This window comes from Ammoniphilus sp. CFH 90114 (assembly GCF_004123195.1).
GTDB lineage: Bacteria > Bacillota > Bacilli > Aneurinibacillales > RAOX-1 > YIM-78166.
Genome location: NZ_SDLI01000004.1, coordinates 57,671 through 79,594 on the forward strand (window position 1 = coordinate 57,671; position 21,924 = coordinate 79,594).

A 21,924-nucleotide genomic window follows, 5' to 3' on the forward strand; every position below is an offset into this window, starting at 1 on the left:
TCTCTGAAGGTCCTTACGGATGAGTCGTATCAACGATCCACTGCACCGCTTCTGCCCGTGTGACCGGTACTTGAGGATTAATAATCGGAGTATTGCCGAATACCGTTCTCATCATAGGGAAATAAGCGCCGACAGCGTATCGGTAGGCGTCTCCTACCTTATCCCCGTCTTTTGCGTATTTTAAGGCGTTCAATGTATGCCCAGCCTTTTCTGTAATGGAACGGTGCTGCACATACTCTCCCCACAACAAAACGAGTTCTTCACGTGTTAATAAATCGTCTAATCGCAGGGTTCCCTCGGGGTCTCCCATAAGTCTTTGTTTGGCAACCATCCCTTCCACAATCCCATAGGACGGATCATCAGAAGCAACGTCAGAAAACGTAGGTTGACTTGGAGACATCGGTTCAATCCCTTTGGCATCATTCTGATACATCCAGTGGATGAAGTCACGACGCGTGATCCGATGATCGGGGCGGAATCTCTTCTCTCCTTGCATGTCGATTACCCCAGACTCAATCATCCAAACAATTTTGTCTTGGACCGGGTGGCCCGTAATATCAATGATCTCAACCTGTTGGACGACCTCGGAAGATGACTCCATGTTTAACCTCGCTCTTGGGGGCGATTCCACTTGTTCAACTTCTCCTCCAACCCCTTTTGGCCCTTTGACCATCCAACGGGCCGCTTCAGCTCGAGTGACCGCTTGTTTCGGACGCAGCTCTTCCTCATCTCCAAACACTTCCTTATACAACTGACGATAACCGCCAACAGCGTAGATATAAAGCTGGCTAATTTTTTCTTTATCTTTGTAAGGAATCAAGGCCTGAATATTGTCAAAAGGGTTCATCACATTCCCGTCCTGTTGATATCTACCCCAGATGAGTCCAATTTCCTCACGAGACAGGGGCAGATCCACACCAATCGTCCCGTCCGGATAACCCATCACGACTCCAGCCGCGGTGATTCCCTCAATGGTAGAAAAATACGGATGTTCCGCACTTAAGTCAGGGTATGTCCCCCGGTTGGGCCTGTGAGGCTTAATCCCCTTGGAATCATAACGATACATCCAAGTCATGAATTCTCCTCGGGTCACTTTCTCCTCGGGTCTAAACTGACCATCTTCCGACAGAAGGACGGCCCCCGACTCAATGACTTCCTGAATTTCAGCCAGAGCCGCATGGTCAGCAATATCTACAGCGGACTGAGGCAACTCGGATTGCTCCAAACTCGGCAGGATAACTTCTATTCTTGGAGCAGGCGAGAAGATTTCTTCTACTTTCTCTTGATCGACCAAGACCTCTGCTTGCATTTCTACCGGTTCTGTTTCAACAGGAGGTTCACTGTTACTTGTACATCCACTAACCCCTAAGACTATCACAAACAGAAGACATCCATTCCGTAAACTCTTATTCATATTTCTCCTCACCTATTTTTCTCAAGTAAACACCATTTTTAATAGATAGAAAGCGGAGGTGAGTCCTAGTCCAATCAGGACCACCCTCCGATTCGCAGCCTCCATGACGAGCAGCCACGGTATACCGGAAACGACCAGCGCGCCGATGAGAACGGACATGGCCGTCCAATATTGATCATTTCCCATGACCTTTAAGTCTCCCGCTAAATAAGACAACAAAAAGGAAATGAGGATAAATAGCCCTAAGGTCCATAGAAAGATTTTTTTGGCGACTTTCTCATTTAGCATCTTTTACACCTTCCCCCCTTCCTGCCCCATTGCCTTAGTTTCCGGACGTCCCCGTCTTCTTCAATGAATCCTCCTTACTCGTATCGAGCAGATCCGACACTTTCGAATCCACATCCTCAAATTTCTGATCGAGATACTGGTTCATTTTTGCATCGGTTTCACTGATGATATCCGTTGCCTTCTCCCCAGCCTTCTCTGCCAAATCGACACCCGATTCCATTCCAGGTTTTAAAATATGAGTATTGAACTCATTTTTAAGCGCTTTTTCGCCTAAACCATAAATCCCCTTTTGCATCTCTAACTGATTCATGGCTTTTGTATTTTCTAGCAACTGATCCATCTGTCTTTGAGTGACCTGCCCCTGAGAATGCTTCAATCGATCAATGGCTTGCTCGGTTTGACGCCCTTCAGTTGTTCCGATTTGATCTAACCTTTTATTCGTCACCGTTTTTTGACCTAGAGTCGGTTGAATTCCATGCTGATTTAATTCGGTGATCGTCGTTCCGATCTTTCGCTTTTCTCTTAACTTCTTAAAATAATGGGTGACGGGCTTAGGCAAAAAGCTTCCAGCCACACCAGCCAAGTAGCCGGATACCGTATGAGCTCCACCTTTTATTGTCGTAGCCACACCTGATTCTAGGACACCTACGGCTGATTCGCTTAATCGTTTGGTAAACCAATTTTTCCGTTTCGAAGCAACAGCACTTGCCACCTTTCCAAATACGAGGGCAGACAGAGCACTCGTGCCGAGCATCACCCCAAATTCACCGGCGGTAGGGGGTCTACTCCAATTGTTTTTCATCCCAAAATCCAGGACATTCCACACCATGGAAAATCCAAAACTATAGTACACTCCAGGGTTAAATACTTGCCCCTTTAAGAAAGCTATAGGAGCTTGCTTAATAGCTTGGAAGCCATTCTTCACCGCTTGAAGGCCACTCATGGCCCCTCGCTTCAAGAAGCCGCCTGCAGCCCTTGCAATGGCTACAGCTCCCATCTTTGCTATTCCCATAGCGGCAATCGAAGCCAAACCGCTGATCGCTGCTCCCTTCAAAAAACTGAAGTTATCGCCTGAAACAAAGGAATACACAACGCCTGCAGCAACTCCCACTCCCAATCCAATGAGAATCACGGGTGCGGAGAGCGTAACCCCAACGAGAGCAGCCACCCCGGCAACGATGGCGACCACAACCCCTGCCCCAACGGCTCCTGCCGCAAGGCCGCGTCCTAACTTCTTACCAGCATCCTTTACTTTATCCCACGTTTTAGATGCGGTTTCTTTGACTTTATTAAGGAGTTTTTCTTTCCAAGTAAGAGGGGGAACCTCGCTGCCGTCTCCTGTCTCTACCTGGCCACTGCCAACGGACGGATCTCCAACCTCCTTGGAACCGATCTCCCCACTGCCCACTTTACCGCTCTCGACCCCTCCAGGGGTCACATTGCCTACCTTCAATGGATTTACCGGATTATGGTTATCTGGATTGATATTTCCGGGGTTATTAGAGTCTGGATCCACACCCCCCGTGCTAACATCACCGGGGTTTACCCCTGGAGGATTCACCCCATCACGTCCAATATCAGGGGGATCTACATCACTAGGATTGATTTTTTCAACGTTCGTGTCCCTCTCTCCATCGATGTCCCCATCGCCAATCGACGGATCACCGTCGACATCTCCAGGGGTGATACCAGGAGGGTTAACGGAAGGGTCCACATGACGGATCGGAGCCTCAATTACTTCAATTGGACTGCTGTTCTTTTCCCCAATCGTGTGGCTTCGATATTGCACCTGTATGGCATCCTCATCCTCCGCCCCTACGATCCCACCGCTCATGGACGACAGGAAGAGGACGGTAATGATGAAAGAAAGCCATGATTTATTCATCAGAGCCTTCTCTCCTTTAAATGGTTATTCCCCGCCTTCTCTGTTAAAAAACGGGGAATATACGCTATATTTTTAATTTTCTTTTCGAAGCGTGACATCCGAGGATATCGGCAGAGATAATCCGGTTGTATTGAAAAAAGCATTACTAAATAACGGAACCTCTAGTCGAACCGATACGGTTACATAGTCCCCGCTTTCTGCTTTCGTTACGACGACACCTTGATAGCGACTGGCTACATTTTGCGCAGCAGCCTGATAGTCCCCATCTACGATCGCCATTCTAGCTCCATCCATCGCTGCCGCTTCTGCCGTCAGTTTAGCTCCGGCCCCCGCTGCAAATTGCCACACAATCGTGACCATAAGGAAAAATAGCGGCAGGACAGCAACAAATTCGATCGCTTGGGACCCTCTCTCATTACGGATCCACCCTACGAGTTGGCTTACCATTGATTCACAAACCCTCTTAATTTATTCAGCACCGCAGTGGCAATGGAATTATCCCCTTGGATCATCGTGATGATGGTTCCGAGCAAGGCTACGACTAATGCTGCAACCGCTACATACTCAATCGCCTGAGCCCCTCTTTCGTTACGCAAGTAAGAAAATACTTTCTTTCCCCAATTTTTCAACATTTCCGGTCACCTCCTTTCAAGTATACGTTCCTAGAATGGCCAACCACTAAGCCCCATTCCCTCGCGATTATAGATAAAATTCAGAATGAGCAGACCCATAATACAGAGAATGACTCCGGGTAAAATACAAAACGAGGTAATCAGGGTAATCTTCGGACCAGCTTTTCCTGCCTTTTCTTTGATTTTCCCGATCCGTGATTCCCGCATATCTTCCGCCATAACACTAAACGTCTTCGCGATTGGAACCCCGAGCTTACTGCCCTGCAATAAAGACAGCACTAAGGTCTCCAATTCAGGACAATCGTTACGCTTCATCAATCTCTGGTAGGCCTCTTCTCTCGGTACACCAAAGTCTAACTCTTGTTGGAAGCGTATCAATTCCTCCGACAAGGGACCCTCCATATGACTAGTGATTTGTTTCATCGCCGCATCCATTGGAGCACCTGCTTGCAGCGTCACACTCATGGTATCGAGGAAATCAGGAAGATCTAACCCGATCTGCTCTTGGCGTCGTTTTGCTAGCCACCTGATCCATAGACTAGGTCCGAACAGCCCTGCCGATACAAGAAGAAGCAGCACAAGCCCTCCGAATCCAAGCCAGCTAAACACATTTCCGATCAAGAGAGCCGCGACAAGCATGACAAAACGTAGTCCAAGAAAGGCGGATACCGTAAGTCCTTCTGGAAAACCTGCCAAGTGCAACTGACGTTCAAGGTCCTTCTCATTAACAAACAGGGTGAATCTCTTTCCTGCTGGAGAAAATCGATTAGACCATTGCAAGAGAAGCATCTTTAACTCTTGTGACCAACTCATTTTTTTCTTCTTCGGAGAGATCAGAGATAAGTTTTTTAACAACTTGATCTTCTTCAAGTGGTACCGCAAGAAAAAATACATGGCCAAGACCCAACTCAAAAGGGATAACCCAAGCAATATATAAATCCATATGCTCATGCCATTCACACCTTTATATTGGCCACATTACGGATGAGAAGTAATCCAGCACCTATGAGTAGTAATACAACAGCGAGAAGAATCAGTCCTGGCAAGGTAAACAACGGCATCAGGAATCCCTGAAACACCATGTTAAAGATCATGATAATAAATACAGGCATAAGGCTTAACGTTAAAGCTATATAGCGGGCTTCTGTCGTGTTGTTCTTGAGTTCCTGATTAATTCTTTCCCGCTCCTCTAGTGTTTTAGCTAGATGATCCAAGGCCTGGCTGAGCTGACCTCCTGTCCGTTGCTGGATGATGATCGTATGATTCATGAGATGGACATCCTTACTGTTTACTCTCTCATTCATCCTTTCCAGCACCACTTGTAACGCTGTTCCCATCTTCAGTTCGGAAGCCATCACCTGATAGAGATCCCCAACCGGCTTTTTCATCTCCTTCGCCACCATCTCAATGCTTTGCTGGATGCTTAACCCCGCACGAATACTGCTGCCCATCAAGCGACAAACTTCAGGAAGCTGTTGATTGACGGCTTGAGCCAGCTTGCTTTGCCTTGACTCAAACCATTTTTTAACCGAGAGCTTCAAGACGAGATAAGCCAACAAAAATTGATAAGGAAACGTTACACCTAGCAACAGTAGAGCGAGATAGCTGAGCACCAACCAAGTCGTGACATAGATGAGTATCCATTGGAAAGGCGTTAACCTCAGGTTAGATGCCTTTAGCGTGACTTCGATCTCTTTTCCATACTCGGACTTATTAAACTTCGCCGCCAGTTTATCAAAGAGACTGTGGCTTACATAAGCATCCTCCCTGTACAAAGGCTTGATTTGCTTATTCAGCTGCTTGAGAAATTTCCTCGTGGCTAAGGCTTCTAACAACCCGAGTACCCCACAGCCTACTGCCGCAAACAATAAAACGACAAGCGTCCATTCTTGTGGAGTCATAGAGACCCCTCCCCTCGGGAAAAGAATTCCACAGGGATCTCCTGCCCGAAGGCTTTCAACCTGGTGTAGCATTGCGGGACAAAGCCCGTAGCCTGAAATTCCCCAAGTACGGTGCCATCAAGCTCAACGCCTTCGCGCTGGAACTTAAAGATGTCATGCAAGATCAGACCGCCCCCCTTCCCCTGCACTTCAGAGACGGAAACGACTTTTCTTGTTCCATCAGAGAGACGGATGGTTTGAACGATTAAGTTCACAGCAGACGAAATATAAGGCTTCACGACATCTACCGTCAGGGATGGATTACTCATGATAATCATGGCTTCCAGACGTGAGAGTGCATCTTGTGCTGTATTGGCATGAATCGTCGTGAGAGAACCCTCATGTCCCGTATTCATCGCTTGCAGCATATCCAAGGCTTCCCCTCCACGAACCTCCCCTACAATAATGCGGTCAGGCCTCATTCTTAGGGCATTCTTCACCAATTGACGAATCCCGATCTCACCGGTCCCTTCCATATTGGCAGGCCGCGCTTCGAGTGACACCACATTCCTGCGGTTCAACCTTAACTCGGCCATATCCTCAATCGTAATCACTCTCTCCCCGTGGGGGATCGCAGCGGAAAGGACATTCAACAAGGTCGTTTTCCCGCTTCCTGTTCCTCCAGAGATAATGATGTTAAGCTTCGATGCCACTGCTGCTTCTAAGAACTGAGCCATCTTCTCTGACATACTTGTGAAGTCAATCAGGTTCTGGATGGTGTAGGGGTCTTTCTTAAATTTTCGAATGGTTAATACCGGTCCATACAAGGCAACGGGAGGGATGGCGGCATTGACCCTGCTTCCGTCCTCTAGTCGTCCATCTACTAAGGGAGAGCTCTCATCTACCCTTCTCCCAATTGGAGCGATGATTCGATCGATAATATTGCGGATATGCTCATGGTTCTTAAAGGTAATCGGGGTAAGAGAGATCTTTCCTGCCTTTTCCACATAGACCTCGTTGGGGGCATTCACCATGATCTCGGTAATTTCCTCATCCCCAAGCAGAGGCTCTAAAGGACCGTACCCGACTGAATCATCAAGAATCATTCGTAATAGACGTTCCTTATCTTCCGACGGAATAATAACCTTCTCTTCTTCCATCATGTCATGAATGAGCTTCTCAATGGTTCTACGCTTTTGATGAACGGGCAGTCGAATCAGCTGATCCAAATTGGTCTCTTTCAACAGTCTTTCTTTATAATGCTCGAACATGACATCGATAGGATCGGTATACTTCTTATCTGCAAGGGGATTCTCAGCCAAGCGAGCCCCTAATTTATTGAAAATCGCCATTCTACTCACCACCAATAACAGCTAAAGTAGAATTTTTTAGATCCAACAGACTTTTTACCGGGCCCTTCTTAACTTTCACCTTGGGGTCGGTATACCATGGCTGCCCTAAGTTGATATAGGGTTGAAGCAACTTGAAGTCATCGGCCACCGTGCCAAGCACAGGGAAGCGAGTCATCTTCTGCAGCTCCGTTAAACTAATGTCATGTTGCTTGTTGAATCGATTGACGATGACGGAGACATTATCATCCTTGATAACGTGGTATCTCTCTAACAAATCAAGGACGCTCTGCATATTGACGATGGCAGGCCGCTCCAGGTGCACCACATAAAAGATATGATCTGAACCATTTAAGGCACTGATGGAAATCTCATTTAACTCTTTCGGAATATCTAGGATGATGACATCAAAGTATAATCGACAGGCATTTAATAGCATCTCAATTTCTTCACTCTTGAACTGCTCGGCTTCTTCTGGACTGTTGGGGGACAGCAGAATATGTAATCCTGACTCTTCCATTCGGTAGATGACGTTTTTCACTTGGGATTCCGTCAACTCGCGGATCACCGGTTTGAGATCACCGATATGGCGACTATGATTTATATTAAATAACGTATGAATCGCGCCAAACTGGAGGTTCAAATCCACCAGGAGAACATTGAGCGAACGATCAAGAGCCAGGGTGTGGGCTAGATTTGCACTCAGCAAACTGGTCCCTGTCCCGCCTTTTCCACTGTACAGGGATATAATGGTTCCGGCTCCTTTACGCAGGCTGGATTTTTCCTTCTCTGCCTTATGCAAGTTTTTCTGAAGCCGATCCAATGTCTTCTCTAGGGCTTTCTCTAAGTCTTCCAGCTCATCAGGAAGCTGAAGAAGATCCGAAACGCCCTCTCGAAATAATTGTCTGATTTTTCTGAAATCGTTCGTCTTACTGAAATACAGGATCGGAGCTGTTTCGTTTACTTTTTTCATTTGCTTTACAATCTGTTCTGCCGATTCATCCTCTTCTGGTTCAACAAATAGGATGACTCTAGGCTCACTAGAGGTAATTTTCAAATAAGCCTCCCTTGGACGGTCAACAATTTCCCCTACCCGTACATCCAAGAGACCAAGCATTTGTACGAGACGTTGCGTCAGTCGCTGATCATCACTTATTATCGCTACCTTTACGCTCATAACCCAACTCCCACTTTCCTCACTTAACTAACGTATTGTTGCTTTTTAATACCCTTATTTCCTTCCCGTAATTTAGCATCCAGATCACTCTCTTCGCCTGCTCTTGGGTAAGGGCGACTCCAATGGCATTTATGGTTCCATCTTGTTTTGTCACGCGAAGGACCTCCACGTCCGTAAGAAGAAGATCGGTCATACGGCTGTCTGCTGCTGGATTTCCATTCCCAGCCAATTCATACGATCCATACAAATCCACCCGATCCAACACATCGACTTGATCATCGAATATCGCCATCGGAGTTCGAAGCTGAACCAGCCGATGCTGACTTGGTACATTCGAAATATCGCGTAGCATCGCTGTTGTCAGGACTTCCCCTGATGGAATCGGCACGAGGGAGATCTTATTTTTGAAGTCCTCAGCACTCTGTAAAAACGATGCCGAAGCATATTTCACCGGAACCTCCATCGTGGTCAGCATGTCGGTTTGGATGGGACTTCCTGCCGGGATATCCTTCTGAGCCACATAAATCGAGACAAGCTCCCCTAGATTTCTCTTGGTCTCATTCATATAATTTGAGAACAGAAAGGCCGCCGCTAAAGCGAAGGAAACAGAAAGAATCGTAAAGATGAACACGCGCTTTCTCGATTCAAACAATCTTGAGTTCTCCTTCCAGTTACAACTTGTGAAGATCCTCAAGGAGGATCTTCCTAGCTTCTGTGCAGGTCTTAAGTACGTCTTAGTAAACCTTACCAACACTTAACACTATTTTACTTATATACTAAATTACTGGGTATAGGGCGGATTTACTGTATTATCCAGATATGCCTTTGTAACCATTCTCGCTGATCTCAGGGTGTTTTTTATCAGAAAACACGTGTTATGTCTGGGAAAAAATAACTAAATGATCCGTGAAGAGCAAATAAAACGGTGTTGTAACAATCGTTTTGTTTTAAATTAAAATATTCTAGAACAACAAAGAAGCGAGCCTCCTTAAGACCCGCTTCCTTTCACATATCTTGCATTAAATAAGAACAAACGAACCAGTAAATAGAGGGAAGGCAAGAGAAGCATTAGTCCCGCTAAAAAAGCAAGAATCAAAGCGTCTAGCATTTGTGGATTCGTAACGCTGTCTTGAATCGTAATGTACGGGTACAGAATATAAGGCAGATGCGAAGCTCCATAGCCATAGAAAGCAAACCCAAATTGACACATCACACATAAAAAAGCGCAACCATATGCTGCCTTACTCCAAAGCAGTCCAACCGCAATACTAAAAAAGAATAGAGAAGCCCCAAACATCCACGCTAACTCTACTATCGATTCAAAGTGCCATGGACTGTGTTGTCGCAGCGAAAGAAATACAAATATGCTCGCTAGAATCGTAGGCACACTCCAACTTAAGGCAAACCCCCGCAACACCCGTTCTGCAGGCTGATCCTGCGCTTTCCTTGCGTAATAAGTTAAGAAGCTAGCGCTGATGAAAAGCACACTCACGATCGCAAGAAGCACCACAGACCAGGAGTATGGGTTAAGCAGTAGCTCTTTGGCTTTAAAGACAATAAGGCCATTTTGTTCCTCTATAAATCCTCCTTGCGATATCGTCAGCACAGTTGAAAGAGAAGCGGGAATCAGCAAACCTGTACTCCCATAGAGAAACATGTAGAGAGAACTCTCTCGTGCCCCATACCGGGAAAAAGCGTAAAAGGAGCCTCGAATAACAAGGAGAACTAAAGCCAAGCTTCCTGGAATGAGTAATGCTGTTCCGTAGTAATAGGCCGTGTCTGGGAAAAAACCGATTAACCCTACCATAAAGAAAATAAGAAAAACATTGGTAACTTCCCACACGGGGGACAGATAGCGATGAATCAATCCGTTGGTTATGTGATCCTTCTTTTTCAGCTTGCAGTAATAAGAATAAAAACCCGCCCCAAAGTCGATGGAAGCCACAATCAGGTAGCCATATAAGAACAGCCACAAAATGCTGATGCCAAACACTTCGGGATGAATACCAAGCCATTGACTCACCCTATTCCCCTCCTTATTATCTCAGCTTCTGCTGTATTGTTCCGATACAATCGAAGGAGAACACCAATACAGGTCACTGCCAAGACCCCATACAACAAGCTGAAAAGAAACAGCATTTCACCTACATTTGAAGCCGTAGTTACCCCATGAGCGGTTTTCATATACCCTCGAAGAATCCAAGGCTGCCTTCCCGCCTCCGTAAAGATCCACCCAGCTTCAATCGCAAGCATAGCGAGAGGCCCTCCCGCGATAATGAAGCGGTAAATTCCGTTCGGCATTCTGTTCTTCTTCATGAGAAAGTAAAAATAAACGATCGGGACGATGATGAGGTAGATCCCAATCCCTACCATCAGATCGAACAGGTAATGAATAAACAACGGTGGCCAAAGCTCTCTTTGAAAGTCATGAAGTCCCTTCACTTCCGCTGTAGGATTCCCATACGCTAGGAGGCTCAGAGCATACGGAATCCGAATGGCGCCTCTCACCTCATTCTCCTCCGTTAGATAACCTCCAAGAATGAGATCCGCATTTCTCTCCGTGTGAAAATGCCACTCTGCCGCTGCCAGCTTTTCCGGTTGATATTCCGCTAGGAACTTCCCTGAAAAATCACCAATGACAGCCGTTAAAATGCCAAACAGCAAGCAAAAGAACATCGTAAAGGTCAGCGCCTTCCGATAATAAACATGCCTTCTCCCCTTTAACAGTTGAAAACCAGCAATAGAACCTAAGATGAATGCCGAGGTCAAATAGGCTGAGGCAAGCACATGCAGCACCTTCGTCGGCGTAGCAGGGTTAAACATGGCTTTCCATGGCTCGATAGCGGTAATCATCCCGTTCTCCAAGGTAAAACCGGTAGGGGTATTCATGAAGGCATTCACGGTCGTAATAAAAAAAGCAGACCCTGCAGACCCGATGACCACCGGAATGGAAAAGCTCCAGTGAATCCACGGATTTTTAAACCGATCCCATGTGTACAAGTAAATCCCCAGGAAGATCGCTTCAAAGAAAAAAGCAAAGGTCTCAAGAAATAAAGGCAGCCCAATCACTTGTCCGGCAATTTGCATAAAGCTAGGCCAAAGCAAGGACAACTGCAAACCAATACAAGTCCCTGTGACCACTCCAATCGCGACCGTAATTACGAATCCGCGCGCCCAGCGGCGAGCAAGCAGTATGTAGTGAGGATCGTTCTTACGGATCCCCCACCATTCAGCCAAACAAATCAATAAGGGAACCCCAACCCCAATGGTAGCAAAAATGATATGAAACCCTAGTGTCATTGAGGTTAATAACCGACTTAACATGAATGTATCCCATTCCATGCCTCTCCCCTCCTCCTTTTGTTCATATGATAGGAAGAGCGAAGGTATGATGGTTTTTGTTCGATGTTTCAAATGAGTGAGAGGTGGTGGACAGGATCCTTAAGCGTAGATTTTTCCGTTATTTTGTTTGATAGGGGTAAAACAGGGGGAATAGGGGGATTTTTTTCCGTAATGTTGGTGAAAATACCCTTTTTATTTGATTTCGAAGGGAGTAGGCGGAATCTGTTCCGTTATTTGACCACTTAGAATGAAAAAAGCGAAAATAAGCGGAATCTCTCCGGCTATTTTCGCCTATCGGTTCTATCTATTCAATACATACCAGTGCTCGTGATCCACAATCGTCACAGCTTGACTTCCCAGCTGCTTCCAGCTCTCGATAAAAGAGCTCTTCGGCACCTTCGCTGCCTTAGATCCTGGGAGCGGATCATTGATATACACATAGTTCTCATCATAGCCCACTAACAGGACAGCATGCAGTTGAAAGGTAGCCTTAATGGCTTGATCGTCTTTCTTCCACGATACCCAACGCTCTGTCGGTTGGTAAGAAACGGTTGTCCAGACGACGACGGGATTGCCCTGACTGAGAACCCATTCCAGGGAGGCAAAATCTTTTCCTGTTAGATTGACAGCCCCAACCGATACATACTCCTTCAGCAACTCAAATAAAGGACCGTTATAAACGCCATAGCCTTTTTTCTTTCCTGTGATGTCTCCAACAAAGCCCTGGTTTGGGTCACCCCATTCCTGAATCTTCTGTAAGGAAGTTCCTTTAAACGGAGTGGGATCTTTCTTGACTTTTTGAGCGAGTTCCATCTTGTCCACCGGTCGCCCTGAAGCTGCTAAGAGCATCGCAAGACTCGTGACCTCACAGCCGTTATACAGCTCAGGCATCTGACGAACAACAGGGGCATCAAGCAGCACGGAATCGGCGCGTTGCGCAAAGGTGTCCATCACATTGACACTCGTCACTTGAGAGATGGGCTGAGAAGGGACGGACTGCTGATCAACCGTTTGGGCTTGGATCTTAATTATAGGGCTTACGGTCGTTTCTTGGAAAAGAAAGAACCCGGCAAGTAGGGTGATGGGTATGATACATGCTTTTCTCATAAATAACCTCAATAAAAAGAATCCTGTCAAAACTACATATTCGACAGGATCCTGTTCTATTCCTTCTATCCCTTCGTACATCCAGAAACTTTACACATCCGGCGTCCGCTCTCTTTGGCTTCTTCTTCACTCTTAAAATACAATTTATTATCTTCTGCGATATTAACAGCTCCTGGGCAGCCGACCTCGTGATACACCTCCGAGTTCTTGGAAGCAAGAAAGGAACCTTGCGAAGCAGGAACCGCAGACGTTGTGCTAGGTTGAGTTGGTTCCGCTGTCTCCTCGGTCTCTAGTGGCTCTACTGGCTCTTTCCCCCACAAGCCTCGTACCTCTTCTCTTGCCTTCTTTTGTAATTCTAACAAATACTCAGCATGATCGGGATTATCCTTAAACGTATAGACTTGTGCATATCCCTCCGCTACAAAGTGTCCATTCACAAAGGTGCCATCCGGTAACCAAACCCAAGCTAACCAACGATCATATCGATCCTTAGGGGTTCTTCCCCACTGAATCAGCACCTGCTTACCCTCTAACAGCTTCTTGGTATACGCACTGGCTTCCTTTCCGTAAAACTCCACAGGTCGACGAGGATCCACGGATTCCGGAGTATTAATGCCAATCAGACGAACCTTTCGGTTATCCTCCAAAACGAAGGTATCCCCATCCACCACTCTTTTTACTACTAATTTTTTAGCATCTTTCGGCATAGCAGGTCCGTCCTGTGATTGTGACACACAGCCGCTTAAGAGTCCACTTACAATAAGAATCAAAAATCCGATAAAATATGGAATCTTCACTTTTCTAACCAAACGCTCTCCACCTCTATGTATTTGTAAATTTTTCGTATAAAATGAATTTGTCATTGGGAAGATAGGCAATGATAAGATATACTGATAATAACCTTACTCTAGATGGTAAGGAATGGAAAGGGGAATTTAACAATATGGATCAAATCGAAGTAGGAGAAATTTTTACCCTTGTAGACGAAAACAATGAAGAGCAAGAAGTCGAAGTTTTAGGCATGATGGAGATTGAAGGCTCCAATTATATTGCAGTTAGCTTTGTCCAAGAAATTGAAGAAAACGAAGAGGAAGATATCGACGTGTTTTTCCTTCGCGTGGATGGTGACGGCGAACTCGCTGCCATTGAAAGCGATGAAGAATTCGACAAAGTGGCTCAAGCGTTTGAATCCGCAATGGATGCCGAGCACGATTGCGACGATCCTACACATAACCACGGATAATAGAATCCCCCTTCTTCCCGAAGGGGGATTTATTCATGTTACCATCCCTGATTTAGATCATCGACTAGGCCCTGCAATTCCTCGGGCTCCATCACCCACAGCTTGTAAGCTTCTTTTTCCTGCTTTTTTTTAGCTTCCATAATGTAGTACCAAGGATACGTTCGCTCGACCCCATTAAAAAAGGTAATCAGTCCCTCGCTCTTCTCAATCAAATATTTGTTCTTCTGTGCCAATTGCCAGGGCTGAACATACTCTCTCTTCGATATATAATCCACGTAGTCAGCCTGAGCCAGCACCTCGTGGTAGAGCTCTTGGGCATCTTCTTTCCAATTCTTCTCTTGATCAAAAAAGGGCAACAGCATCGCTAATTTAATATGGCGATACTCCTTGCGCAGTTCGGCTAGCCATCTGGCACTGTAGAGCTCTAAACCTTGGCCTCCACTGCATAGGAACCATTCTGCACCCTCCTCAATCGCTTGTACTATTTTCCTTTGATAGGCGGTCTTCAAGTAAGGAAAGGCCGGATGCTTCTCCCCCCACAGCCCGATCTCTTGCTTCTTATGCCCGGTTAGGACAACCGTTTTCATTATCGTTTCGATTTCGCCTGGATATGGCTCGAAAACGCCTCTTGGGCCATTTTGTCATAGTCCACCTTAAACTTTCCACGAGCAACCTGGATCCCCGCTATAACAAGAGCACCGCCATAGACAGCCACAATCAGCAAACCTATAATCATCATGATACTCACGGATTCACCACTCCTTCCTTGAGGTATTATATCATACTGTCCTTGCACACGGGCTTTTCAATTGGATAAAATAAGCCTATGAGAAAATATGGGGGACAAATAAATGAACTTCTGCTGCGGGGCTGATATGCTTCTTACCATTGCCCATCTGAATTTAGAAGAAACAACCATGAGAAATGTACCGATTTTGTTTTGTCTTGCTTGCGAAAATATGAACATCCATCCGGATGTGGAATTAGAGTTTGAACTGTTAAAGGAATACGCATGTGGAGACCGAGCAGGAGAGGTGGATCTTCAACCTTACGTAAACAGATTGGCAAGAGAAAGGCTTTATGACCCTAAAAACCATGTGGAATATTTACGAATGGAACATGTGGTCAAAGAACAGATTGATCGGGCCTTAGAGATGTACTCCGTAGCTCAGTCGACCGAAGACCCTGAATGGAAAGAAGAGCTCGTCCAACGCCTTGTGGCACTGAACGAGAAGGGGAAGAAAAAAGTACAGTCTTAATGAAGCAACTCTTGCCTGATAAATTGAATTTCATCCTGATGGGTGTAGTTGTCCATATTTGGCGTTTCCAAGATGAGGGGTAATTCTTGAATCACATGTGAGCGTAGAAACTCTATCATGGCTTCTCTTCCGATATGCCCCCTCCCGACATTGGCATGCCGATCCCGAAAGGAGGCATAGCCATAAGCGGAATCATTCAGGTGAACGGCTTTGAGATGGGAGAAATAGTCCAACGCTTCCCCTTGGGAGACAATCTCGTCCCAATTGGATCCACTCCATAAACCGCTCGCATAGGCATGACAGGTATCGAGGCAATATCCAATCTTCTCTGGATAATCCGTTAACTTCCTTACCTGGACAAGCTCCTCGAGCGTGGTCCCCATCCTCACGCCTTGGCCGGCGTTATTTTCAATCAGAAGGAGGAGCTGACCCTTCCAGTCTCTCAGTACACTGTTTAGCATATCGATCATTAACTTATAGCCCTCTAGTGCATCTGCCCCTTTATATTTTCCGAAGTGCACCACTAACCCAATGGACCCACACGCTTCTGCTATTTCCATGTCATTGGCTAAAGACGCCTTTAACACCTCACGCAGGTCGGGTTCCTCCTCAGAAAGATTCACAGGATAAGGAGCATGGGCGATGGATTCGATTCCATTTTCCCTGCAGAATACCGCACATCTGGCTGCATCCTTCGTATCGAATGCCTTCACCGTCAAGCTGCGGGGATTCTTAGGGAAGTATTGAAAGGATTGTGCCCCTATCTTCACCGCATGCTGTGCTGCCCCGATGTAACCATTCCGTATACTCACATGACTGCCAAGTTTCATCTAAGTCCCTCCGATGACTAGCAAAAACACACCCTTATTCGAAGAGTGTGTCCTCTGGTTTACCGTATTCTTTGTTTTTGCCGAACGAAAAATCGAATAGCATAGAGGGCTCCTGCCCAAACCAGGGTAGCGAGTGCCGCTGTACTAATCCAATTTTCTGTTCCCAAGGCAAAATACAGAGCAATATGAGCAACAAATATAATCCCAATCCAAGCTAGTAAGTTCATGCTCTGCTCCCTCCTAATCCCTTTGATTTTTCCAGTATGTGATAATCGAAGGGACTTTATTCGAAGAATTCTCTTCTAGAGGCGTGAACCGCATCCACTAAGGAAGCAACCGATATAGGATAAGTATACTCATCCTCACCTACTACATGAAGGGTCTGGCGGAGAGGATCAAACTTTTTTACTTTACCTGTAAAGTGTTTAAATCTTTTATCCGCAAAGAAAGTAAGAGTGACCTCTACCCCTTCTCCCATCGCTTCCTGAATGATATATTGAATTTCTTCCCATCGATCTTCCGTCAGTTCTGGACAGCTCTCTTCCTCTTGAGAGAGTTCAAGTTGCTGCAGTAACTTGCGATGCTCCGGCAACATCATCGTTGACCACTTTATATTCCCACGATCCCGAAGGTTATCCATATTCCCCTCCAAAAAAGAAACGTTTGTTCTCTTATTATACCATCCTCACCTGTAGGTATGCAAACAAACGTTCTTGTTCAGAGGGGATAACCGACGTAACTTCCGCTATTTCAGAAAATGAGGCCATACCGGTCAAAATAAGGGGACAGACTCCGCTTATCGGCTTCAAACTCAAGGGATTTAAGCATTTTTAGCAACATAAAGGAAAAAAATCCGCCTAAACTAGCCTATTTTCACACCAACAGCAAAATAAGGGAAAAATCTCCGGCTATTCCTCAGAGGACCAACCCTAAGTACGAACCAACCCTAGAAACTGAACCGCTTCCTCACCTGCTTGAATCAAGGCCTCCGTGGCTGTTGGGGTATCAAAGGAATGAGGAGCAGATGCAACCTCAAGTATCTTCTTTTCCTGTGTTCCAAGGGTGTTAAAAAGGCGAACGGATTGCGATGGAGGGACTACGGGATCTTCGTTGGAGTAGATGATCACCGAACGTGCCTGTATCCCTTGATAATCAACAGGGTTAAAACGAGACAGATCGCGGTAGAACTCATAGGCAAGCGGATAGCTTGTTTGATCCTTCTGGTTATAAATAGGAAACGTCTTTTCCTGCTCCCATTTCGCTAGAGCAGCCTTCACATCGCCATACGTCGCCTTAGCCACACCTAAGATGATATCTCGAATGGAAAAGGGAGGAGCGACTAACAGTAAACCATCCACCTCGTTTTGCAAAGCGAAGTTGGCGGACACCGTGCAGCCCATACTGTGGCCGATTAAATAGATCCTTTCATAACGATTACGATAGGCATCATAGACCACCTTTAGGTCCTCAATCTCTCCTGTGATCGTATGGTCGCGAAAGGATCCATCGGAGTCATTCAAGTTATTCGTAAAATCAACGGAAACATTCGAAATTTCTTTATGATTCAAGTATTTTCTGAGTGAGGCGATCACATGGGAGTTGGAACTTCCCGTAAATCCATGGGAAAGTATAAAGAGTTGCTTATCGTCATGATGATGTTCTACATGGTGGATTTTTAGACCTTGCTGATTATGTAAATATCGTTTCACTTTTGGCTTCCCTCTCTTTTCCTCCATAATATATTAGTTTCCCCCAAATTTCGGTTGAAAGCAACCTGTCATACCAGAAAAAAACACACTCGCTTCAAGCACGAGTGCTACGACTTATAGAATGTGTTTGTCTTTTCCATCAACTCTTTAAGCAAGGATAATGCCCGCTTGAGTCCTTCTTCCTTGCCGAGCAGGAACTGAGCTTCTGCCTTTGTTTCAGTAGGGAGCTTCGAAACAATACTAGCCTCCTCCTCAAACATTTTACATAGAACATTAAGCTGAAGCTTGCCTAACTCTCGATCCATTTCTTTGTCTTTTTCCTTCGCCTTATTCCTCAGTACAGCCTCTTCCACATATCGATCAACTTCGTTATCTTTGTAACGCTTCGCGCTCTTAATAATGTCCGAAAACTCATCTGTGCGGTTGGGAATGGCTTTAATGTGGTGCCCTAAATGACAGAGAAGGAAACGACAGAGCAATTCATCACTCTGCATCCGCTGATTATGCAACAAAGAATACTCCCCTTCAAAGTGCCCTTCCTTCTCCACGTAGTGCCCTAAAGAACTGTATTCATCACAGTACGTGCAGTAGAGAAGATATTCCCTCAAGTTATCACCTCAAAAAAGGATTTATACCAGTATATGTGACATAACCTAGTCTTCGTGAGTCCATTTCCTTCTTCTTACACTGTTTTGTAACAACTTAAAATTTTTTCTTTTTGTTTAATAACACGAGATAAAGAAAGAAAATTCGAGCAAAAGGGGTAAAACAACGGGATAAGCCTCTAAAACAGCATTTTGTGATTTCTTACTGTTATAGTACATTATATATAAATCAAACACACATCATGGAGGGGATAGAAGATGATCCAATCAACAACTGAATTTTTTAGAATGCTACCTTCGAAGTGCTGCACGAAGTGCGGGAATAAAATAAATGAACAAGCTGATTGCTATACGGTAACTTGTGAAGACTGTAATGATTTCCAACACTATGCTATTCATCAGAACTAAATAAAAAAGTCATTCCACAAGGTAATCCCCATGGAATGACTTTTCTCTTGTTATTTATTGATTTGATGAATCGCGTGACCTAAGGCTCCTTCAGCCGCTTCCATCACAATCTCTCCTAATGTCGGATGAGCATGGATCGTGAGAGTAATATCCTCTAGCGTAGTTCCCATCTCAATCGCTAAGGCCACTTCTGCAATTAGGTTAGACGCTTCCGGCCCCACAATTTGTGCACCAAGGACAAGTCCTGTTTCTTTATCTCCGATAATCTTTACAAAACCTTCCCCTACATTCATTGATAAGGCACGACCATTCGCAGCATAAGGGAATTTTCCTACTAACACCTCATACCCCTGATCTTTAGCTTCCGTTTCACTTAAACCGACACTAGCAATCTCCGGATCGCAGAAGACGACGGCAGGAATTGCTTTATAATCAATCATGCTAGGAAGACCTGCAATGACTTCAGCCGCTACTTTTCCTTCATAGGAAGCCTTATGGGCCAAGGCTGGTCCTTCGATGACATCCCCAATGGCATAGACATTTGGAACATTCGTCTTACACTGATGATCCACTTTAATCAAGCCACGATCGGTCATCTCCATATTAATTGCTTCTAGTCCTAATTCATCTGTATTCGGGCGTCGTCCGACCGTAACCAATACATAATCAGCTGTTACTTTCTTTTCTTCACCCTTCACGGTGAACGTAACCGTAGCTTCGCTATCTGTTTGTTCCACACTTTGAGCTAGAGCTTCCGTGTGTGTTGTAACACCAAGCTTCTTGAGATTACGTTCTACCCAGCGTGACATTTCCTTCTCAAAACCAGGAAGAATGGAATTGGATCCTTCAAGAATCGTGACTTCCGTACCGAATTTAGCATAGGTTTGCCCCAACTCAATCCCGATATAGCCACCACCAATGACGACCATACTCTTTGGAATTTCTTGAAGTTCAAGAGCTTCCGTAGAAGAGAGAACGCGGTTTCCATATGGGAAAGCCTTCAACTCAATCGGACGAGATCCTGTTGCAATGATGCAGTGCTCAAAACGGTAGCGATTCACTTCATAGTTATCGAAGACGCGAACCTCATTCTCATTCACAAACAGCACTTCACCCTTCAGGCGTTGAATCTTGTTCCCTTTAAGCAAGGAAGCGACTCCGCCCGTGAGCTTGTTTACCACACTCTTTTTCCACTCTTGAACCTTAGAGAAGTCCACTTGAACATTCTCCGCACGGATTCCGATATCGGAAGCATGGTGCATCGATTCGTATTGATGCGCTGCTGTAATCAAGGCCTTCGAAGGAATGCAGCCACGATTTAAGCAAACGCCACCCACTTCATCTTTATCGACGATGGCAACAGACTTTCCTAATTGAGCTGCACGGATCGCCGCTACGTAACCGCCAGGACCTGCTCCGATGACAAGAACATCAATTTCTGTTGTAAATTCTCCTACAACCATGGAATTAAACCTCCATCACAAGCAGCTGAGGATCTGCAAGCAACTGCTTGATATAGTTTAAAAAGTTCTGGGCTGTCGCACCGTCAATCAAACGATGGTCAAAGCTTAGAGATAGCGCCATAACAGGAGCAGCCACGATCTGTCCATCTTTTACGACTGGCTTTTCTGTGATACGACCAGTTCCAAGAATCGCCACTTCCGGGTGGTTGATCACAGGAGTGAAGAACATTCCACCAGCAGACCCGATGTTCGTAATCGTAATCGTGCTTCCCTTCAATTCATGAGAAGCAAGTTTGCCTTCGCGTCCACGGGCAGCAAGATCCTTAATCTCTCCGGCAATGCTCCAGATGCTCTTACGATCGGCGTCCGTTACCACAGGAACAATCAATCCATTATCCGTATCGGTAGCAATGCCCACGTTATAGTACTTCTTGTAGACAATTTCGTTCTTCTCATCATCAATAGAAGCATTCAACTCTGGATACTGACGGCATGCTGCAACGAGCGCCTTCGCAATGAATGGCAAGTACGTAAGCTTCAAGCCTTTCTTCTCAGCAAAAGCCTTGTTCGCCTTGCTGCGAAGAGCCACTAATTCTGTTACGTCTACTTCATCCATTAAGGTTACATGCGGTGCCGTCTGCTTAGATTTCACCATGGCATTCGCAATGACTTTACGGATTCCTTTTAATGGTACGCGTTCTTCTACACGATCTCCCGTAGTTACTGTAACTGTAGGAGCAGAAGGTGCTGAGACTTTCGCTTCAACAGCTGGAGTGGCTTCTTGAGCCGGTGCAGCCGCTTCTACCGCCGGTTGAGCTCCACCGGATACGAAGTTCAACACATCCTCACGCGTGATACGGCCGTTTCTTCCTGTACCCGTTACTTCTACTAAGAAGATTCCTTTTTCTCTAGCCAACTTGCGCACGCTTGGAGTCGCCATGACTTTACGGTTGGTCGTTGCTGGTGCAGCTACAGAAACAGCGCCTGCTGCCATAGGGGTTTCGATCGTAGCTGCAGCTACATTAGCCGCTACTCCTCCACCTACTGCACATTCCACTCTTTCTTCTTCCGCGTTGCCTGCTCCCTCTACTTCAAACACAAGGATGACATCTTCCACTGTACATACCGTACCTTCTGCCACCTTAATTTCTACGATCTTTCCGCTCACAGGAGAAGGCAATTCTACAACAGACTTGTCGTTTTGGACATCTGCTATAATTTGGTCTTCTTCTACTTGATCGCCTGGCTTAATATGCCACTTGACGATTTCCCCTTCGTGGATTCCTTCACCCAATTCTGGGAGTTTCATCTGATACAATGCCATCTCGAAAAC

The 21,924-nt window shown here is 45.7% G+C and carries 26 protein-coding genes; 3 read left to right on the plus strand and 23 right to left on the minus strand.

The window, feature by feature from the left end; all coding sequences use genetic code 11:
• Positions 1–13 precede the first annotated feature (13 nt).
• The 14 genes from EIZ39_RS10395 to EIZ39_RS10460 all read right to left on the minus strand — a co-directional run bounded on the left by EIZ39_RS10395 (position 14) and on the right by EIZ39_RS10460 (position 13,883).
• A complete protein-coding gene (locus EIZ39_RS10395) occupies positions 14–1,414 on the minus strand; it encodes an S-layer homology domain-containing protein (RefSeq protein ID WP_129199909.1) in 1,401 nt (466 codons plus the stop codon).
• A 21-nt stretch (positions 1,415–1,435) separates the two neighbouring features.
• Positions 1,436–1,702 (minus strand): hypothetical protein, encoded by a 267-nt coding sequence (locus EIZ39_RS10400; RefSeq protein ID WP_129199910.1) that lies wholly within the window; start codon positions 1,700–1,702, stop codon positions 1,436–1,438.
• A 34-nt stretch (positions 1,703–1,736) separates the two neighbouring features.
• A complete protein-coding gene (locus EIZ39_RS10405; RefSeq protein ID WP_129199911.1) occupies positions 1,737–3,587 on the minus strand; it encodes a hypothetical protein in 1,851 nt (616 codons plus the stop codon).
• Between the two features lie 72 nt (positions 3,588–3,659).
• Positions 3,660–4,034, minus strand: coding sequence for a TadE/TadG family type IV pilus assembly protein (locus EIZ39_RS10410; RefSeq protein WP_129199912.1), 375 nt, complete (start codon positions 4,032–4,034; stop codon positions 3,660–3,662).
• Complete coding sequence (locus tag EIZ39_RS10415) at positions 4,028–4,219, minus strand: hypothetical protein (protein WP_129199913.1); 192 nt, start codon at positions 4,217–4,219, stop codon at positions 4,028–4,030. Before EIZ39_RS10415 ends, EIZ39_RS10410 begins: the two co-directional genes overlap by 7 nt.
• Positions 4,220–4,249: 30 nt before the next feature.
• Positions 4,250–5,170: a type II secretion system F family protein gene (locus tag EIZ39_RS10420; RefSeq protein ID WP_129199914.1), complete on the minus strand. Its 921-nt coding sequence runs from the start codon at positions 5,168–5,170 to the stop codon at positions 4,250–4,252.
• Between the two features lie 5 nt (positions 5,171–5,175).
• A complete protein-coding gene (locus EIZ39_RS10425; protein ID WP_164985006.1) occupies positions 5,176–6,120 on the minus strand; it encodes a type II secretion system F family protein in 945 nt (314 codons plus the stop codon).
• Positions 6,117–7,451 (minus strand): TadA family conjugal transfer-associated ATPase, encoded by a 1,335-nt coding sequence (locus tag EIZ39_RS10430; protein WP_129199916.1) that lies wholly within the window; start codon positions 7,449–7,451, stop codon positions 6,117–6,119. Before EIZ39_RS10430 ends, EIZ39_RS10425 begins: the two co-directional genes overlap by 4 nt.
• Before the next feature lies 1 nt (position 7,452).
• Positions 7,453–8,625: a CpaE/TadZ family protein gene (locus tag EIZ39_RS10435; RefSeq protein ID WP_129199917.1), complete on the minus strand. Its 1,173-nt coding sequence runs from the start codon at positions 8,623–8,625 to the stop codon at positions 7,453–7,455.
• A 19-nt stretch (positions 8,626–8,644) separates the two neighbouring features.
• Positions 8,645–9,277 (minus strand): Flp pilus assembly protein CpaB, encoded by a 633-nt coding sequence (gene cpaB, locus EIZ39_RS10440; RefSeq protein WP_129199918.1) that lies wholly within the window; start codon positions 9,275–9,277, stop codon positions 8,645–8,647.
• Positions 9,278–9,613: 336 nt separating this feature from the next.
• Positions 9,614–10,648 carry a cytochrome d ubiquinol oxidase subunit II gene (locus tag EIZ39_RS10445; RefSeq protein WP_483296033.1) on the minus strand — a complete coding sequence of 345 codons (1,035 nt, stop codon included), beginning with the start codon at positions 10,646–10,648 and terminating at the stop codon, positions 9,614–9,616.
• Positions 10,645–11,967: a cytochrome ubiquinol oxidase subunit I gene (locus EIZ39_RS10450; RefSeq protein WP_129199919.1), complete on the minus strand. Its 1,323-nt coding sequence runs from the start codon at positions 11,965–11,967 to the stop codon at positions 10,645–10,647. Before EIZ39_RS10450 ends, EIZ39_RS10445 begins: the two co-directional genes overlap by 4 nt.
• Before the next feature lie 300 nt (positions 11,968–12,267).
• Complete coding sequence (locus tag EIZ39_RS10455) at positions 12,268–13,074, minus strand: C39 family peptidase (RefSeq protein ID WP_164985007.1); 807 nt, start codon at positions 13,072–13,074, stop codon at positions 12,268–12,270.
• Between the two features lie 65 nt (positions 13,075–13,139).
• Positions 13,140–13,883, minus strand: a complete 744-nt coding sequence (locus EIZ39_RS10460) for a thermonuclease family protein (protein WP_164985008.1) — start codon at positions 13,881–13,883, stop codon at positions 13,140–13,142.
• Between the two features lie 134 nt (positions 13,884–14,017).
• Between EIZ39_RS10460 and EIZ39_RS10465 the strand changes: the two genes are divergently transcribed.
• Complete coding sequence (locus tag EIZ39_RS10465; RefSeq protein WP_129200255.1) at positions 14,018–14,317, plus strand: DUF1292 domain-containing protein; 300 nt, start codon at positions 14,018–14,020, stop codon at positions 14,315–14,317.
• A 38-nt stretch (positions 14,318–14,355) separates the two neighbouring features.
• On the opposite strand, the gene EIZ39_RS10470 is transcribed toward EIZ39_RS10465, so the two are convergent.
• Both EIZ39_RS10470 and EIZ39_RS26550 read right to left on the minus strand, forming a co-directional pair.
• On the minus strand, positions 14,356–14,904 hold the full coding sequence (locus EIZ39_RS10470) for an SLOG family protein (protein ID WP_129199922.1): 549 nt from the start codon (positions 14,902–14,904) through the stop codon (positions 14,356–14,358).
• Positions 14,904–15,065, minus strand: coding sequence for a hypothetical protein (locus EIZ39_RS26550; protein ID WP_164985009.1), 162 nt, complete (start codon positions 15,063–15,065; stop codon positions 14,904–14,906). The genes EIZ39_RS10470 and EIZ39_RS26550 overlap by 1 nt, the downstream gene beginning before the upstream one ends.
• A 103-nt stretch (positions 15,066–15,168) precedes the next feature.
• On the opposite strand from EIZ39_RS26550, the gene EIZ39_RS10475 reads away from it, so the two are divergent.
• Positions 15,169–15,576, plus strand: coding sequence for a hypothetical protein (locus EIZ39_RS10475; protein ID WP_129199923.1), 408 nt, complete (start codon positions 15,169–15,171; stop codon positions 15,574–15,576).
• On the opposite strand, the gene EIZ39_RS10480 is transcribed toward EIZ39_RS10475, so the two are convergent.
• From EIZ39_RS10480 to EIZ39_RS10495, 5 genes are all read right to left on the minus strand, one after another.
• Positions 15,573–16,406, minus strand: a complete 834-nt coding sequence (locus EIZ39_RS10480; RefSeq protein ID WP_129199924.1) for a deoxyribonuclease IV — start codon at positions 16,404–16,406, stop codon at positions 15,573–15,575. The genes EIZ39_RS10475 and EIZ39_RS10480 overlap by 4 nt on opposite strands.
• A gap of 59 nt (positions 16,407–16,465) precedes the next feature.
• On the minus strand, positions 16,466–16,633 hold the full coding sequence (locus tag EIZ39_RS26555) for a hypothetical protein (RefSeq protein WP_164985010.1): 168 nt from the start codon (positions 16,631–16,633) through the stop codon (positions 16,466–16,468).
• A 56-nt stretch (positions 16,634–16,689) separates the two neighbouring features.
• Positions 16,690–17,046, minus strand: coding sequence for a YolD-like family protein (locus EIZ39_RS10485; RefSeq protein WP_129199925.1), 357 nt, complete (start codon positions 17,044–17,046; stop codon positions 16,690–16,692).
• A 289-nt stretch (positions 17,047–17,335) separates the two neighbouring features.
• Positions 17,336–18,142, minus strand: a complete 807-nt coding sequence (locus EIZ39_RS10490; RefSeq protein WP_129199926.1) for an alpha/beta hydrolase — start codon at positions 18,140–18,142, stop codon at positions 17,336–17,338.
• 80 nt (positions 18,143–18,222) lie between these two features.
• Complete coding sequence (locus EIZ39_RS10495; protein WP_129199927.1) at positions 18,223–18,723, minus strand: hypothetical protein; 501 nt, start codon at positions 18,721–18,723, stop codon at positions 18,223–18,225.
• 255 nt (positions 18,724–18,978) lie between these two features.
• On the opposite strand from EIZ39_RS10495, the gene yhfH reads away from it, so the two are divergent.
• The gene (yhfH, locus tag EIZ39_RS10500) at positions 18,979–19,128 is read left to right on the plus strand and encodes a protein YhfH (protein WP_129199928.1); all 150 of its coding nucleotides are present in this window, start codon (positions 18,979–18,981) and stop codon (positions 19,126–19,128) included.
• 50 nt (positions 19,129–19,178) lie between these two features.
• Here the strand turns inward: yhfH and lpdA are convergent, their stop codons facing one another.
• Both lpdA and EIZ39_RS10510 read right to left on the minus strand, forming a co-directional pair.
• Complete coding sequence (gene lpdA, locus EIZ39_RS10505) at positions 19,179–20,591, minus strand: dihydrolipoyl dehydrogenase (protein ID WP_129199929.1); 1,413 nt, start codon at positions 20,589–20,591, stop codon at positions 19,179–19,181.
• Between the two features lie 4 nt (positions 20,592–20,595).
• Positions 20,596–21,915 carry a dihydrolipoamide acetyltransferase family protein gene (locus EIZ39_RS10510; RefSeq protein ID WP_129199930.1) on the minus strand — a complete coding sequence of 440 codons (1,320 nt, stop codon included), beginning with the start codon at positions 21,913–21,915 and terminating at the stop codon, positions 20,596–20,598.
• Positions 21,916–21,924: the final 9 nt, after the last annotated feature.